This is a genomic window from Vibrio coralliirubri (assembly GCF_024347375.1).
GTDB classification, from domain to species: domain Bacteria; phylum Pseudomonadota; class Gammaproteobacteria; order Enterobacterales; family Vibrionaceae; genus Vibrio; species Vibrio coralliirubri.
Genome location: NZ_AP025470.1, coordinates 2,854,685 through 2,871,298, shown reverse-complemented (window position 1 = coordinate 2,871,298; position 16,614 = coordinate 2,854,685). Strand labels below are relative to the sequence as shown.

The 16,614-nt window shown below is 44.5% G+C and carries 15 protein-coding genes and 1 pseudogene; 9 read left to right on the top strand and 7 right to left on the bottom strand.

Annotated elements, in window-relative coordinates; all coding sequences use genetic code 11:
* Positions 1-43: 43 nt before the first annotated feature.
* From mltA to csdE, 3 genes are all read left to right on the top strand, one after another.
* Positions 44-1,156 (top strand): murein transglycosylase A, encoded by a 1,113-nt coding sequence (gene mltA / locus OCV20_RS13125; RefSeq protein ID WP_086773660.1) that lies wholly within the window; start codon positions 44-46, stop codon positions 1,154-1,156.
* 113 nt (positions 1,157-1,269) lie between these two features.
* Complete coding sequence (tcdA, locus tag OCV20_RS13120) at positions 1,270-2,079, top strand: tRNA cyclic N6-threonylcarbamoyladenosine(37) synthase TcdA (RefSeq protein WP_086773659.1); 810 nt, start codon at positions 1,270-1,272, stop codon at positions 2,077-2,079.
* Positions 2,080-2,116: 37 nt separating this feature from the next.
* Positions 2,117-2,548 carry a cysteine desulfurase sulfur acceptor subunit CsdE gene (gene csdE, locus OCV20_RS13115; RefSeq protein WP_086773658.1) on the top strand — a complete coding sequence of 144 codons (432 nt, stop codon included), beginning with the start codon at positions 2,117-2,119 and terminating at the stop codon, positions 2,546-2,548.
* A gap of 332 nt (positions 2,549-2,880) precedes the next feature.
* On the opposite strand, the gene csdA is transcribed toward csdE, so the two are convergent.
* The 3 genes from csdA to OCV20_RS13100 form a co-directional block, all read right to left on the bottom strand.
* Complete coding sequence (gene csdA, locus OCV20_RS13110; RefSeq protein WP_086773657.1) at positions 2,881-4,092, bottom strand: cysteine desulfurase CsdA; 1,212 nt, start codon at positions 4,090-4,092, stop codon at positions 2,881-2,883.
* Between the two features lie 87 nt (positions 4,093-4,179).
* Positions 4,180-5,073: a 2-dehydropantoate 2-reductase gene (gene panE, locus OCV20_RS13105; RefSeq protein WP_086773656.1), complete on the bottom strand. Its 894-nt coding sequence runs from the start codon at positions 5,071-5,073 to the stop codon at positions 4,180-4,182.
* A 110-nt stretch (positions 5,074-5,183) separates the two neighbouring features.
* Positions 5,184-5,933, bottom strand: coding sequence for an outer membrane protein OmpK (locus OCV20_RS13100; RefSeq protein ID WP_065104971.1), 750 nt, complete (start codon positions 5,931-5,933; stop codon positions 5,184-5,186).
* A gap of 587 nt (positions 5,934-6,520) precedes the next feature.
* Between OCV20_RS13100 and OCV20_RS13095 the strand changes: the two are divergent.
* Positions 6,521-7,815 (top strand): annotated as a pseudogene (locus OCV20_RS13095) (DUF4397 domain-containing protein).
* Positions 7,816-7,882: 67 nt separating this feature from the next.
* Here OCV20_RS13095 and OCV20_RS13090 read toward each other — a convergent pair.
* The 4 genes from OCV20_RS13090 to OCV20_RS13075 all read right to left on the bottom strand — a co-directional run bounded on the left by OCV20_RS13090 (position 7,883) and on the right by OCV20_RS13075 (position 11,630).
* The gene (locus OCV20_RS13090) at positions 7,883-9,241 is read right to left on the bottom strand and encodes an AmpG family muropeptide MFS transporter (protein ID WP_050052883.1); all 1,359 of its coding nucleotides are present in this window, start codon (positions 9,239-9,241) and stop codon (positions 7,883-7,885) included.
* A 53-nt stretch (positions 9,242-9,294) separates the two neighbouring features.
* Complete coding sequence (locus OCV20_RS13085) at positions 9,295-9,843, bottom strand: peptidylprolyl isomerase (protein WP_019823852.1); 549 nt, start codon at positions 9,841-9,843, stop codon at positions 9,295-9,297.
* Positions 9,843-10,412 (bottom strand): YajG family lipoprotein, encoded by a 570-nt coding sequence (locus OCV20_RS13080; protein WP_017059907.1) that lies wholly within the window; start codon positions 10,410-10,412, stop codon positions 9,843-9,845. The genes OCV20_RS13085 and OCV20_RS13080 overlap by 1 nt, the downstream gene beginning before the upstream one ends.
* A gap of 66 nt (positions 10,413-10,478) precedes the next feature.
* Complete coding sequence (locus OCV20_RS13075) at positions 10,479-11,630, bottom strand: methyltransferase (protein ID WP_086773655.1); 1,152 nt, start codon at positions 11,628-11,630, stop codon at positions 10,479-10,481.
* 174 nt (positions 11,631-11,804) lie between these two features.
* Here OCV20_RS13075 and bolA point away from each other — a divergent pair, with 174 nt between their 5' ends.
* The 5 genes from bolA (at position 11,805) to OCV20_RS13050 (ending at position 16,614) form a co-directional block, all read left to right on the top strand.
* Complete coding sequence (gene bolA / locus OCV20_RS13070) at positions 11,805-12,113, top strand: transcriptional regulator BolA (protein ID WP_017064186.1); 309 nt, start codon at positions 11,805-11,807, stop codon at positions 12,111-12,113.
* A gap of 521 nt (positions 12,114-12,634) precedes the next feature.
* Positions 12,635-13,975, top strand: coding sequence for a Na(+)-translocating NADH-quinone reductase subunit A (locus tag OCV20_RS13065; protein WP_019823845.1), 1,341 nt, complete (start codon positions 12,635-12,637; stop codon positions 13,973-13,975).
* Between the two features lie 5 nt (positions 13,976-13,980).
* Positions 13,981-15,225, top strand: coding sequence for an NADH:ubiquinone reductase (Na(+)-transporting) subunit B (locus OCV20_RS13060; protein ID WP_017067139.1), 1,245 nt, complete (start codon positions 13,981-13,983; stop codon positions 15,223-15,225).
* Positions 15,215-15,982 carry a Na(+)-translocating NADH-quinone reductase subunit C gene (locus tag OCV20_RS13055; RefSeq protein ID WP_019823841.1) on the top strand — a complete coding sequence of 256 codons (768 nt, stop codon included), beginning with the start codon at positions 15,215-15,217 and terminating at the stop codon, positions 15,980-15,982. Before OCV20_RS13060 ends, OCV20_RS13055 begins: the two co-directional genes overlap by 11 nt.
* Positions 15,982-16,614 carry an NADH:ubiquinone reductase (Na(+)-transporting) subunit D gene (locus OCV20_RS13050; RefSeq protein WP_008223083.1) on the top strand — a complete coding sequence of 211 codons (633 nt, stop codon included), beginning with the start codon at positions 15,982-15,984 and terminating at the stop codon, positions 16,612-16,614. Before OCV20_RS13055 ends, OCV20_RS13050 begins: the two co-directional genes overlap by 1 nt.

Sequence of the window (16,614 nt, the reverse complement as noted above, 5' to 3'; positions counted from 1 at the left end):
TATCTGACTGTTTTTGTCATCCTCGATGCATAGAATTTTTAGGATGACTCTTGTGATTAAAAAATGGCTTCCCCTTGTCGCTGCCTCTTTGTTATTTGGCTGTGCTCAACCCACTGACCTTGCTCAACAACACCTTGATGACGAATTTCCTCATACCTTGAATCAGGTCGATCAGGTTGAATCCAATAAACCAAGAGACTACACCGCATTTGCAGAGCAAGCTGAGATGGTGGTTTCTAAATCCCCTTCGATGGCTAAAATCTATGAGCCGCTTTATCAACAACTCAATGAGTGGGCGATGCTGAGTGGGGATCCAAGTGAGCTCGCTAATTTTGGCGTTCAAACTGCTCAACTAGGCGGTGGTGATAAGCAAGGTAATGTTTTGTTCACGGGCTACTTTTCTCCTGTGATGGAGCTGCGCCACGAAGCGAATGAAGAATACCGTTACCCTGTTTACGGGCTTCCTGAGTGTGGTAAAGAGTGTCCAACACGCGAAGAGATCTACAACGGCGCATTAGAAGGTCAAGGCCTTGAGTTAGGTTACTCTGCCAACCGTATCGACCCATTTATGATGGAAGTGCAGGGCAGTGGATTTGTGCACTTCGGTGATGATGACACGCTGCAGTATTTCGCCTACGCGGGTAAGAATAATAAAGCTTATGTGAGTATTGGCCGTGTTCTGATTGAACGAGGCTTAGTTCCACGTGAAAAAATGTCGCTAAAAGCAATCAAAGAGTGGGTATTGGCAAACGATCCTGAAGTGGTCAAAGAGCTGCTTGAGCAAAACCCATCTTTCGTGTTTTTTGAAGCGAGAGACGACCTATCGGTAATGGGCAGCGCGGGTATTCCTCTATTACCTATGGCGGCGGTAGCGGGCGATCGTTCTATTTTGCCAATGGGTACTCCGATTCTTGCCGAGGTTCCACTACTGAATGCCGATGGTACCTGGAGCGGTGCTCACCAACTAAGACTGTTACTGGTTTTAGATACGGGCGGCGCGGTTAAGCAAAACCATTTGGATCTTTACCACGGTATGGGCCCACGAGCGGGTACCGAAGCGGGTCATTACAAGCATTTTGGTCGTGTGTGGAAGCTCGGCTTAGATGGCAGCGCGACTGAAGCTCCTTGGGCTTTGCCTCCTGAAAAGGTTGAGTAAGCGACAATAAAATAGGGCATTGAAAGCGAATCGCTAATCCCCTAGACTTTTTATTCAAGAGTGCGTATAAAACGCACTCTTTTCTTTTTCTCAGAAATAAATTGGCGGCAACAATGCGTGAATTGACCACTCCAGCTTCAGAAAACTATGACCAACGATTTGGTGGCACTCGTCGCCTATATGGCAATAGTGAAGTCGATATACTTAGAGCAGCACACGTGTGTGTGATCGGTATTGGTGGTGTAGGTTCATGGGCTGTTGAAGCGCTTGCTCGTACTGGTTTAGGTGAGCTGACTTTGATCGATATGGATGACGTGTGTGTAACTAACATTAACCGTCAGATCCACGCAATGTCGGGCACGGTCGGTAAGAGCAAAATCGAAGTGATGGCCGAACGCGTTAAGCTGATTAACCCTGAGTGTAAAGTTAACCTAATTGACGATTTCATCGGCCCTGACAATCAGGCTGAATACCTATCGAAAGAGTTCGACTTTGTATTAGATGCGATTGACAGCATGAAAGCTAAGGCTTCACTGTTGGCATATTGTCGTAGCAACAAAATTAAGGTGATCACCACGGGTGGTGCAGGTGGTCAAATCGATCCCACTCAAATCAAAGTGGCTGATCTGACTAAGACGATTCAAGATCCGCTAGCGAAGAAGCTTAAAGATACCCTTCGTCGTAATCATAATTTCCCTAAGAATCCAGCACGTAAGTTTGGTATCGATTGTGTGTTCTCAACTGAACAGTTGAAATACCCTCAAGCTGACGGCAGCGTATGTGCTGCGAAAGCGACAGCAGAAGGTCCAAAACGCATGGATTGTGCGACAGGTTTTGGTGCGGCAACGGTTGTAACCGCGACGTTTGGTTTTGTGGCTGTTTCGCGTATCGTTGAAAAGCTGATTCAAAAGCACACTAAGTAACGTCTTATACTCAATTAATAATCGACTGGATATTAAAATGACCACATTCCCAAGCTCTCCATTCGGCACTGAAATTACCAGTGATGATATTGTCGCGAAGATGCAGACATTCAGCGGCTGGGAAGACCGTTATCGCCAAGTGATTCAATGGGGTAAGAAACTGCCAACGATGCCTGATGAACTGAAAAGTGAGCAGGTGATTGTCTCTGGCTGTGAAAGCCAAGTGTGGTTGGTTTCTCAGAATATCGACGGTGTTTGGCACTTTTGTACAGATTCTGATGCGCGTATCGTTCGCGGTCTGATTGCATTAGTAATGGCTGCGTATGATGGAAAAACATCAGAGCAGGTTCAAGCGTTCGATATTGATGGTTATTTTGAACAAATCGGTCTAATTACCCATCTAAGCCCGTCTCGCGGTAATGGATTAAAAGCGATTGTTGAGCAAATTAAGAACCTCGCTAACTCGTAACTGTCCTAACACTTTCTCACCATAATGCTTTAAATAGATTCCAGATACTTCGTTCCTCAGTTCTGGAATGACGAATTCTAACTGTGTTTCGTCATTCCCTAAAGCGACGAAGGAGCGTAATAGGGAATCTCGTTTGGATGGTTTGCTATTTGAGGTTCCAGATACTTCGTTCCTTAGCTCTGGAATGATGACTGCTAATTGAGTCTCGCCATCCCCTAAAGCGACTAAGGAGCGTAATAGGGAATCTCGTTTGGATAGTTTGCTATTAGAGATTCCAGATATTTCGTTCCTCAGTTCTGGAATGACGATTTCTAACTTAGTCTCGCCACTCCCTAAAGCATATCAACGGCTTTTTCTATCGCAGCTGTAAGCTTATCAACGTCATCCATGTTGTTGTAAATACCAAATGAAATTCGAACTGTGCCTTTCACATTAAGTGCATCCATTAATGGGTGAGCACAATGATGTCCTGCACGTACTGCGATACCTTGCTGATCCAGTAGAGTCGCTATATCTTGATGGTGAACACCATCCATCACAAAAGTAATCACACTTGCGTTAGGTTGATACCCTAAAATCTGAATGTCATCCAGTTTATTGAGCGCAAGATAAGTCTCGTGTTGTAGCTGGTGGATATGATTTTCGACATCTTGTTGTACAAAACCACTTAACCATTCTATTGCGGTGCTTAGTGCTATGGCTCCTGCCACATTTGGCGTGCCCGCTTCGAATTTGCCAGGCAGTTCTGAAAAAGTAGTGCCAGAGAAAGAGACGCGCTCAACCATTTTGCCACCGCCATGCCAAGGGGGCATCGCTTCTAAAAGTTCAAGCTTGCCGTAAAGCACACCGATACCCGCAGGGGCATAGAGTTTATGACCTGAGAAAACGTAGAAATCCGCACCTAAAGCAGCAACATCAACCGATTCATGAACGATGCCTTGTGCGCCATCAACCACCACAACCGCATTCATCTTGTGAGCTTTTTCGATGACTTGTTCAATCGGCTGACGAGAACCCGTTACGTTGGTTATCTGAGCTAATGCAACAATCTTGGTTTGTTGGTTTAAAAGTGCATCAAACGCAGTGAGGTCAAATTCACAATCCGATGTCATCGGTACTTTAACGACTTTAGCGCCGGTTTGTTCTGCAACAATTTGCCAAGGCACTATGTTGGCGTGATGTTCCATTTCACTCACTAAGATCTCATCGCCTGGCTGAAGAGTGCTTCTTGCGTAGGTTTGAGCAATTAGGTTGAGCGCTTCGGTGGCACCGCGAGTCCAGATGATCTCTTTTGAAGAGCTTGCTCCAATAAACTGAGCGACCTTATCTCTGGCTGCTTCAAACTGACTGGTCGCGTTCGCTGTTAAACTATGACTACCGCGGTGAACATTGGCATTTTGTTTGGAGTAATATTGGCTAATGGCATCAATAACTACCTGAGGTTTTTGTGTCGTTGCCGCGCTGTCTAAGTAAATCAATGGTTGTTGATTGATGGTTTGTGATAGCGCAGGAAACTGCTCTCGGATGTGATTGATATCAAGCATCTATTCTTACCTAAAATCTTGGAAATTGGTGCCAGCGTTACGCTTAGCGGTATTGTTATTTTATCGCGACTTGTTGACCGTTGCTGACTAATCTTGATGATTCCAGCTATTTTCTTGCTTTTTGACCTGTTCGAACAGCTTTTGGTTAACGGGAGCTTCTATCTGATGCTTAAGCGCTGTTTTTATTAGGTGTCCAGTGATGAAGTCAATCTCTGTTTTACGTTGGTAAAACATATCCTGCTTCATGGATGAGTTGTTTTGAGCTGTGGCTTGGATGACCTGTTTGACGCTTGCTTCTAATCCGTCGAATGAACAAGCGATCTCTTCGGCCTGCATAACTTGTGTGAGCTCTTCAACGATAGAACTTAAAATACCCTCAAACCTTTGGTCTGCAAGTTCACCATTCTTGATTTGTTCCAACCCAGTAAGTGGATTGATAGCACAATTGATGGCGAGTTTAGACCAGAGCGCGGTTTTTATCTCTGGGTTCCAACTCACAGCGGGGAGAGCATTATCCAACACATCAACTAAAAACGTGCACTGCTGACCCGTTTGGTTAAAAGCACCCAATTGAGTTTGGCCTATTCCTGTGTGAGATACACTATTACGATCAGGTTTGAATGCTGCTTGGGTCGTGGTTGCCAATACTATTGGGTGAGCATTAATTTGGGTGGCGATGTTGTCGACCGCTCCCATTCCGTTATGCATGAACATGAGAATGGTGTCAGAGTCGAGATATTGAAGTAACGGAGTAGTGGCTTCTTCTACTTGCCAAGCCTTGACTGTGAAGATCACTAAGTCACTCGCTGATAGCTTTTCGATATTGTTATTGCTGAAGGAAAGTGAAGCTTGCTTATCAAGTGTTAGGTCAATTGAGGTTTCAGGGGAGCGACTCCACAAAGACACATTATGACCCGCTTTAAGCAGTTTTATCGCCCATAAAGAGCCGATAGCTCCGGGTCCAACAATAGTGATGTTCACAGCAATACCGAGATAAGAAAGTGATGCTGCAAGGATAGCGAGGCATTAAATGAAAGCAATAAAAAATGGCACCCGAGGGTGCCATTTTATCTAATAAAGATTTAACTTGATTAGAAGTTGTACTGTAGACGGTAGATGATTAGATCTTGGTAATCTTCACGTGCTAGTTTGTTTACTGTGTAACGGTAAAGTACGCCTGTTGACCAGTTTTGGTGGAAGTTCCAAAGTGCGTTGATGCTACCGTTTAGACCGTAGTCACCACCTTGAACTGCTGAGTACTCATCGTTACGAGCGAATTCGTATTCACCCCAAGTAGAGAATGTGAAGTTTTGACCAGCAATGTCAGTATTGTAGTAACCAACCCAACCAGCCATACCACCGTTAGAACCGCTGATATCGCCAGAGTTAATTTGGTGTGCACCGATGAATGGTGTGAATGCCCAACCGTCGCCGCTTAGACCAGTATAGCCAAGACCAAGAACACGGTTTTGCTCATGGAAACCAGCATCAGTATCTGTGTTGTAAACTTGTGCGTAAAGGCTAACTTTAGTATCCATTAGGTTGTAGTGGATAGTACCTTTAGTTGAAGCTCCGCGATCATCACCAGAACGGTCAACACCTTCGTAGTCGTAGAAGCCGTAGATTTGACCCCAGTCAAATGCAGCACCGCCTTCGATACCAATAACAGCTTGGTTACGATCTGAGATGTCGCCACCGAAGTTATCGTCATCGTTACCAAAGCCTTGGTCCCAAACTTGGTAATCAGCATACATGCTACCAAAGCCATATAAGTATTCTGCCTGAGCAGGGATTGCTGTTGCAGCTGCAACTACGCCAAGAGCTAAAAGTGATTTACGCATAATGGAACTCTCTATGTTTGAAATAAGTAACCCGCTAATCCGTGCGTGTTTATGATGTCCGAATGCCGAGCATAATAGCGATTTTGTTCTCAAATAAAAGTGAGACAGAGTGAAAACCACAATTATTAAGGTGAGGTTGATCACACTAATGATCTAAATGATGGAACTTTAAGGTGGAAATGCATCTTGATGCACCTCTGATTCTATTGGTTTTGTGAAATTCGATTATTTTGTGGATAAATAGGTGAAATACTGCTCTAAGCAAACGATTCTACTAATTAGAGTGACATGCATATCAAAATCAACAGTATTCCTTTCTAAGCGTTTTCTCTTAAAAAATGACTCATTCAACCCGTCTTACAATCCAGCCTTTGATCTATTTTTGACCAACATCGTAATGGTGTTGGAATCAATTGATGAACAACTCATGTGATAAGTAATTTGGAATGTGGGCCTTATTACTTTTCAAATCACAGATATTATTGAGACAGTTCACTGCACTAAATACTGAGAGAGTGTTTAAAGATTTTCTACTGAGCCTATCTTTTGTGTGACGAACTGGTTTAACTTTTTTGGAGAGAAGACCAATGAAATATTCACCAGTACTCGCTATAGCGATATCAGCCCTTTTCATTGTTGGGTGTGATGATGACGATGAACCAACAACTCAACTACAAGCTGTACATGCATCGCCTGATGCGCCTTTAGCTAACGTTTTAGTCAATAGTCAGGCGCGTTGGAGCGGTGTCGATTATGCTCAGGCATCCGGATACGCCTCAGTAGATCAAGGGCAGACAACTCTTCAAGTCGATGTTCAACTCCCAGGTGACGCTGTTGCTACTGTTATTTCGCCAAGCCAATTCGATTTAAGCGGTGAATTAGATTACACCGTGATGGTGGTCGGCGATGCTGACGGTTCCAATAACCCGGTTGAGGCTTTGGTTGTTACACGACCTGCTGCGGGAACGGCGATGTAAACCTATATGTGACAGGGCCGAGTGATCCATTGGGCGCTCCGCTTGGTACGCTGGGCTATAAAGATTTTACTGACGTACTCAATATTCCTGCAGGACAATATCGTGTGAGATTAGAAACCGTGAGCGGCAATGCTATTGCTTTTGACTCTGGAGAAATCACTCTGTCTGGCGGTAGCGAGCTAACTATTGCGGCGGTGCCAAGAGCGGATTCAAACAGTGCATCTCCAGTGAAGTTGATGGTGATGGATGGTAGTGGTTCTTCTCTAATTTACGATATGGCAGAAACGGCAGAAGTAAGAGTGGGGCATTTAGTTGATGGGGCGCCGGATGTGGATCCATTTGTGAACGGAGCTGCATTTGCACCTCTTGCTGATTTGATGTTTAAAGAGATCCGTGGATTTATCGATTTAGCTGCAGGAAGTTATGACATTGACATCTTTGCTGACGGCACTACAACTAATGCATTGGTTGATGCGGATGGTGTCACTGTATTTGCCGGCATGGATTACAGCATCTATGCGGTTGGGACGGTGAGCCCACTGAATTTGGAAGCTTTGGTTGTTCCTGAGAACCGTCGTCCGGTGGCGACCAGTGCGGTATTAAACATTACCCACGCTGCTGCTAACCCAATTGCGGCATCGGTGGACATCTACTTAACAGAAAACGTAGGTATCTCTGGTAGCACTCCGGCGTTAAGTGATGTGAAGTTCAAAGATTATGCGAATGGCATTTATGTGGCAGCGGGATCTTACTATGTGACGATAACGGTGGCAGGACAACCATCGGTTGTGGCGATTGATTCAGCGCCGGCTACTTTGGCTAATGGTGTGGTGTATCAAGTCGTGGCGATTGATGATTCGATGGGTACGGGTTTTAACCTAATTGTCAGTGAAACAACAGACTAGATCTGAAGACAGAACGTAGAAGAGGGTAGCTCAATGCTACCCTCTTCTTATTTGTATTCTTTTACTCTTATTCTTGGTTGTTTTTGGCTTTTTCTAATAAATCCGTGAAAAAGTGGCGTAACGAATAGAGCATGATCAAACTTGGAATCACCATAAGTGCGGTCAGTATAAAGAAGGTTGACCAATCATTGAGGTAATCGACCAATTCACCACTAAATGAAGCCAGTGTTGTTCGACCGAAATTCCCCAAGGATGCGAGTAAGGCATATTGTGTCGCTGAGAAAGCTTGCCCGGTTAATAGTGTTAAGAAAGAGACAAAGGCTACTGTCGAAAAGGCGGTCGTGAAGTTATCGACAATAATCGTTGCCAAGAACAAGGTTTCACTTGGGCCTGTTTGAGCTATCCAAGCAAACATTAGATTACTGGCTGCCATTGCAACACCGCCAATCATCAGTCCGCGTACAATACCGAATTTCACATTGAAGACACTGCCTACCAAAGTGAAGAATATGGTTGCGCCCCAACCAATTAACTTCGAATAGTGGCCGATCTGTTCGTTACTAAAACCTATCTCTTTATAGAAGGTGATCGACATACGACCTAGGAAGGCTTCACCTATCTTAAATAGGAATACGAACAGCAGTAGGGTGATGGCAACTTGAACTCCGTTTCGTTTGAAGAAGTCATAAAACGGTTCTAACACGGTAACACTGAACCAAGCCACGACTTTCGAACCGATAACCTTATTGTGGCGTTGCTGAGCTTGTTCTTGCAGGGCTTCGCGTTGTGTGTTTGGCTCTCCGACAAAAAGCGTAAACAGCATTAGTACGACAACGACGCCTGCCATTCCGTAATACACACCATTCCAACCGATTGAGTCTGCGTTAATAAAGGCAAGGTAGCCTGGTAGAGAATACCCCGTCCACCAACCCATCACTGCCATTGCAGAAGCTTGCGGCAGTTTTGATGCTTCGGATTTTGGGAAGGTATCAATACGAAATGCATCAATCGCGATGTCTTGCGTGGCTGAGGCAATGGCAATAGCGAGCGCCAACATTGAAGTAAACGCCAAGTTCTCTGCGGGATTGACGCCTGCGATGAATAAGGTACCGATTAAAACAATGGTTTGGCAGAAAAAGATCCAACTGCGGCGCTGGCCGAGTATTGCGTGAAGCACCGGCAGTTTTACTCGGTCTACCAATGGTGCCCATAGAAAGTTAATCGCATACACAGCAAACACACTACCAAAGTAGCCGATGGCCGCACGCGTTAAACCTGCATCTTTTAGCCAGCCAGACATGTTGGATCCAATAAGAACCCATGGGAAGCCGCTCGAACAGCCGAGCATAAACACCCAAAGTAGGCGTTTATCAAGGTAGCTGCGGAAAGTCTGCATCCAAGAAAGAGAGGGAGTGCCTGATGACATAGGGCGTCCTTGTAGAGAAAAACGCCCTTAAGAAATAAGGGCGTTAGATTGGATTACTTAAGAAGGGTCACTTTAGTGATGACGATTGGGTCGACTGGGATGTCTGACATGCGGCCCATTCGCTTGGTTGGAATCGTTGCCATCTTTTGAACAACATCAAAACCTTCAGTTACTTTGCCGAATACAGCGTAGCCTGGGTTACCACCTTTTGCGTTCAAGAAATCATTATCAGAGAAGTTAATGAAGAACTGACGAGTTGCAGAATCTGGCGCATTAGTACGAGCCATAGCGATTGTTGCTGTATCGTTTTTCAGGCCATTGCTGCCTTCATTCTTGATAGGAGCGTAAGTTGCTTGTTGATTCATCTCTTGATCGAAGCCGCCACCTTGCGCCATAAAGCCAGGAATAACACGGTGGAAGATAGTGCCTTCGTAGCTGCCGTCTGCCACGTATTTTAGGAAGTTCTCCGCGCTAACCGGTGCTTGCTCTTGGTTAAGCTCGATAGTGAAGTCGCCTAATGTTGTTTCCACGTTTACTTTAGGACCAGCCCAAACGCTCACACTCACTAGCATTAATGCGATAGAAGATAAAATACGACCCATTAGAAACGTTCCTTCATATAAGTTTGTAGCTCTTGGTCGTTAGCGATCTCAGTAAGAACCAAGTTGATTACGTCATTAAGCACCATAGAGATGTCGTCGTTTGATGCGCTCAATGCACCAGTGCGTGTTGCAGTACCGTTGAATGTTTTAACTAGTTTGCCTTCAGGCGTTTCCGCGGTAACTTCAAGCGTTACTTTACCGTCCATTTTGTTTTCCATAATGGTGTGTTCTACGGTAACGAGTGCTTCTTGAATTTCTAAAACAATTGAGTTTTCACTGTTTACGCTTGCACGAAAACCTTGAGACTCTAACTGTTGAGCAACAGCGTTTTCTAGAGAAATACGCATGTTTTGCTTAGCGTGAATTGGCTGAATGTTTGAACGGCCACTATCAACCAATGCAACATATTGAGCGGCACGAACATCTTTACTGGTTAGTGTGTATGTTTTGCCTTGTACAAGGTTGCTTGAGCTTAGTGAAGCTTCTGGCATTACATTGATCTGTTCTTGCTGAGGGGCTGAACATGCTGTCAAAGCCATAATAGAAGCAGCCAAAATCAGTTTTTTCATTCCTTTATCCTTTCTAAATTCACACCAGAAGCTCGGTATCTTAAATTCTTGTGAAGTCGTTTCTGCTTATTTATTAAAATTCGCAGGTTCTCTTGTTGCTTGTAATATCTCAAATTTTTGGTTTAGTTCAAGCGTTTCAACGTTAGCTTCACCAAATAGTCTTGCTAGTTTGACATCGTATCCGAGGTGTCGGTTGCCAATAACAATTAATTTGCCTCCATTGCTTAGAACATGCTTTGCATCACAGAACATTTGCCACGCAATGTGATCCGTAATCGCTTGTTGCTGATGGAATGGAGGATTACACATTACTAAGTAGGTGCTGTTTTTCTTGAAGCCATCTAAACAGTTATTGGCGATGAACTGGAAGTTGCCTTCTTCACCAAGGTTATCCTTGACGTTTTGGCGCGCCGATTCCACTGCCATAAAGCTTTCATCCACACAGGTGATACGAGCTTGTGGGTTCAATTGCCCTGCTTTTACACTCAATACACCGTTGCCACTGCCAAGATCGATGATATGACGCAGCTCAGGATCTTGAGGGATGTGCTCTAGCATATAGCGAGCGCCTTGATCGAGTGCTTCCCCTGAGTAAACATTTGGTAAATTTTTCAATCGGATATCTTCACCGTCTACATCCCATTCAACAAAAGGCTCTACCGTTTGAATCGGCTGGCAGTTTGGTGATGAGAAGACTAAGCGGTGTTTTTTCTTCGCTAGTGATGTTTTGGTTTCACCTAGGTATTTTTCGAACAAGTTAAGCGTAGAGGTGTGAATCTCTTTTACCTTGTTGACGCCGATCACTTGGCAGCCTTCAGGCAAAGCTTGGCGTAGCTGGCTCAATTGCCAGATTAGGTGACGATTTGTTTTTGGCAGCTGCATGATCACAAGATCGATACCGTGTGGGATATCATCCATCGTGTTCAAGAAGTTCACTCGGTTACTTTGATTGCGCTGCAAGTTTTTCAGGGCGCCACGGTGAGAGATAAATGAGTCGCTCATCATAGTGACATCATGATCTTTCGAGAACCAAGTCGATAGGGCACCGAAGCTGTCGTTCATGATCAGGATATGTTTGCCAGGTTCAAGGTTCATCTCTTCGACATGACTGATCAGGTATTCGTCGCCCGCATCCCAAGCTTGAAGGGTTTCATTTGAACGTTTCGGGAAACGATGTAAGGTCAAAGTTCTGTCGTGAAGGGTAAGTTCGGTTTTCATTGCTTGAGATACTTATGTAAGAAATAACAAAGATATTGTCTCAAATGCAGGCTGAACAAGATAGAAAAAACTCAACCAAACCTATGCCATTCGCTATCAAATACTCAGACACTCGACCTGTTAGGGTTTATACTGACCCCACGGATAATGCCAATACGTTATTAAGGAATCACAATGATCCAAGAAGTTATCGAAACAAAATTGCACAATGAGTTTTCACCAAGTCATTTAAACGTGGTTAATGAGAGCTATATGCACAATGTTCCGGCCGGTTCTGAGAGTCATTTTAAAGTGATTGTTGTCAGTGATGTGTTTGAAGGATTGCGTCTTATTGCTCGTCATCGAGCGGTAAATAAAGCTCTTTCAGAAGAGTTAGCGAACAATATTCACGCACTGTCCATTCACACTTATACAAAAGATGAATGGATGAAGCAGCTCGATAACGTGCCAGACAGCCCTATGTGTATGGGTGGTGGCAAGTAACACAACGAGCATGTTGACAAAAGGTGGTGATGCCGCCTTTTTTGTCGCCAAACCTATGTGTTTTTCGTTGTTATATCACTCAAACTGATGGCAATTTGAACGACTAAAAATACCTACAATGAGTAATGTTTTTATTAACAGTGTTTCAACATAACTCGTAAAATAATAGTTTGTGACAGAGTATTAATCTCTTGTTTAAAACACGTTTCAAAAGCCATTTTATCTGTGCGGCTCGTCAAATTTATACATATTTGAGAGTCCATATGCTTCAAATCTCACCAAATAAAGGCGGTATTCAAGTTATTGGTCATGGCATCAAGTTGTCAAAAAATGCTAGAATACGGCACCTGATAAATCTCACATAATCTTTGTGATGAGTTTATTAATGTAATGTTGCGATTTTGGTATCTCAAATTTACCAAAACCGGACACTGTAATGTCGTGTCTAAGGGCGATTTTAAAACGTCCCGAATTTACGCAATTAAAAGAATCTTTTTCCCGATAAAGTAGTGCAAGTGCGTATGATTACAATAAAGAAGGGTTTGGATCTTCCTATCGCAGGAACTCCATCCCAGGTGATTAATGATGGTAAGTCCATCACTAAAGTCGCCTTGCTTGGCGAAGAGTACGTTGGTATGCGTCCTACGATGCATGCTCGCGTTGGTGATGAAGTGAAGAAAGGCCAAGTTCTTTTTGCAGATAAAAAGAACCCAGGTGTTGTATTTACTTCTCCAGCAAGCGGTAAAGTTATTGAAGTGAACCGTGGTGCTAAGCGTGTTCTTCAATCAGTAGTGATTGAAGTAGCAGGCAATGAGCAAATCACGTTCAATAGCTATGAAGCTAACCAACTAGTAGGCCTTGACCGTGAAACGGTTAAAGCTCAGTTAGTTGAGTCTGGCGCATGGACCGCTTTGCGAACTCGTCCGTTCAGCAAGGTTCCAGCAGTTGATTCTGAAACTCAGGCTATTTTCGTTACTGCTATGGATACTAATCCGCTAGCAGCTGAGCCAGAATTAATCATTAACGAGCAGTCTGATGCTTTCGTTGCTGGTTTAGATCTTCTTTCAACTCTGACTAACGGTAAAGTGTACGTTTGTAAAAAAGGTACTAGCTTACCTCGTTCAGCTCAGTCTAACGTTGAAGAACATGTTTTTGATGGCCCACACCCTGCAGGTCTTGCAGGCACGCATATGCATTACCTATATCCGGTAAATGCACAAAATGTAGCGTGGAGCATTAACTACCAAGATGTTATCGCATTCGGTAAGCTTTTCCTTACTGGTGAGATTTACTCTGAGCGTGTTGTTTCTCTGGCTGGTCCAGTGGTGAACAACCCACGTCTAGTTCGTACTCAAATTGGTGCTAGCCTTGAAGAGTTGACAGACAGCGAGTTAATGCCAGGCGAAGTTCGTGTGATTTCTGGTTCTGTACTTACGGGTACTGAAGCAACAGGTCCACATGCTTTCCTTGGTCGTTACCATCAGCAAGTTTCTGTTCTACGTGAAGGTCGTGATAAAGAGCTATTCGGCTGGGCTATGCCTGGTAAGAACAAGTTCTCTGTTACTCGTTCATTCCTTGGTCACCTGTTTAAAGGTCAGTTGTTCAACATGACAACGACAACAAACGGTAGTGACCGCTCAATGGTTCCAATTGGTAACTACGAGCGCGTAATGCCTCTAGATATGGAACCTACATTGCTGCTTCGTGATCTATGTGCAGGCGACATCGATAGTGCTCAAGCACTTGGTGCGCTAGAGCTAGACGAAGAAGATGTAGCATTGTGTACCTTTGTATGTCCAGGTAAGTACGAGTACGGTCAACTACTTCGTGAATGCCTAGATACGATTGAGAAGGAAGGGTAATTTTCATGGGCCTTAAAAAGTTTCTTGAAGACATCGAGCATCATTTTGAGCCAGGTGGTAAACACGAGAAGTGGTTTGCGCTTTACGAAGCAGCAGCGACAGTGTTCTACACGCCAGGTCTTATTACAAAGAAAAGCTCGCACGTTCGTGATAGCGTTGATTTAAAACGTATCATGATCATGGTTTGGTTCGCGGTATTCCCAGCAATGTTCTGGGGTATGTACAACGCGGGTGGACAAGCTATCGCAGCACTTAACCATATGTACGCAGGCGCTGAACTAGCATCTGTTATCAGCGGTAACTGGCACTACTGGCTAACCGAAATGCTTGGAGCCTCCTTAGGAGCCGATGCAGGTGTTGGCAGCAAGATGCTACTTGGTGCGACTTACTTCCTACCTATCTACGCAACGGTATTCATCGTCGGTGGTTTCTGGGAAGTTCTGTTCTGTATGGTGCGTAAGCACGAAGTAAACGAAGGTTTCTTTGTTACTTCTATCTTATTCGCGCTTATCGTTCCGCCAACACTTCCTCTATGGCAAGCAGCACTAGGTATCACCTTCGGTGTTGTAGTCGCTAAAGAGATCTTCGGTGGTACGGGTCGTAACTTCCTGAACCCTGCACTTGCTGGTCGTGCGTTCCTATTCTTTGCATACCCTGCACAGATTTCAGGTGACGTAGTTTGGACTGCTGCAGATGGTTTCTCTGGTGCAACTGCTCTTAGCCAATGGGCTCAAGGCGGCGGTAGCGCACTAATGAACGTAACATCTGGTGAAGCAATCACTTGGATGGACGCATTCATTGGTAACATCCCAGGTTCTATCGGTGAAGTATCGACTCTAGCACTTATGATCGGTGCTGCGATGATTGTTTACATGCGTATCGCTTCATGGCGCATCATTGCTGGTGTAATGATCGGTATGATTGCTGTGTCTACGCTGTTTAACGTGATCGGTTCTGATACTAACGCAATGTTCAGCATGCCTTGGCACTGGCACCTAGTTCTAGGTGGCTTTGCATTCGGTATGTTCTTCATGGCGACTGACCCAGTATCAGCTTCATTTACCAACAAAGGTAAGTGGTGGTACGGCATCCTAATCGGCGCAATGTGTGTAATGATTCGTGTAGTTAACCCTGCATACCCAGAAGGCATGATGCTTGCGATTCTATTCGCAAACCTATTTGCTCCTCTGTTTGACCACGTTGTAATCGAGAAGAACATTAAGCGGAGACTAGCGCGCTATGGCAAGTAATAACGATAGCATTAAAAAGACGCTGTTTGTTGTTATCGCATTGAGCCTAGTGTGCTCAATCATCGTTTCAACAGCTGCAGTTGTTCTTAAACCTAAGCAACAAGCTAACGCGGTTCTGGATCAGCAAACTAAGATCCTTGAAGTTGCGGGCATTGAACTTGCGGGTAATATCCCTGAACTGTACGCAGAGAACATTGAACCTCGTCTAGTTGATTTCGCTACTGGCGATTTCGTTGACGGCGATGCTGCTGCATACGACCAACGTAAAGCGGCAAAAGATCCAGCTCAGTCAATCAAGCTTTCAGCTGAAGATGACATCGCTAAGATCCTTCGTCGTGCTAACACGGGTACTGTATACCTTGTGAAAGATGGCGCTGAAACTTCTAAAGTTATCATCCCTGTTCACGGTAACGGTCTATGGTCAATGATGTACGCATTCGTTGCGGTAGAAACTGATGGCAACACAGTTTCTGGTATCACTTACTACGAGCAAGGTGAAACTCCTGGACTTGGTGGTGAAGTTGAGAACCCAACTTGGCGCGCTCAATTCGTTGGTAAGAAATTATTCGACGAAAACCACAAACCTGCTATTCAGGTTGTTAAAGGTGGCGCTCCTCAAGGTTCTGAGCACGGTGTAGATGGCCTTTCTGGTGCAACACTGACTAGCGTTGGTGTTCAACATACATTTGACTTCTGGTTAGGTGATATGGGCTTTGGTCCGTTCCTAGCAAAAGTTCGTGACGGAGGTCTGAACTAATGTCTAGTGCAAAAGAAATTAAAAAGAGCATCTTAGCGCCAGTGTTGGACAACAACCCAATCGCGCTACAGGTTCTTGGTGTGTGTTCTGCTCTTGCGGTAACCACTAAGCTAGAAACAGCATTTGTTATGACTATCGCGGTAATGTTTGTTACTGCTCTGTCTAACTTCTTCGTTTCTTTGATCCGTAACCACATTCCTAACAGTGTGCGTATCATCGTTCAGATGGCAATTATCGCATCATTAGTAATCGTGGTAGACCAAGTGCTTAAAGCATACCTATACGATATCTCTAAGCAGCTATCTGTATTCGTAGGCCTAATCATTACTAACTGTATTGTAATGGGTCGTGCTGAAGCATTCGCAATGAAGTCTGCGCCAATCCCATCTCTAATTGATGGTCTTGGTAACGGTCTTGGTTACGGTTTCGTTCTTATCACTGTTGGTTTCTTCCGTGAGCTTCTAGGCTCTGGCAAACTATTTGGTATGGAAGTACTACCTCTAGTGAGCAACGGTGGTTGGTATCAGCCAAACGGCTTGATGCTTCTAGCACCTTCTGCATTCTTCCTAATTGGTTTCTTGATTTGGGCAATTCGTGTGTTCAAACCAGAACAAGTAGAAGCGAAGGGGTAA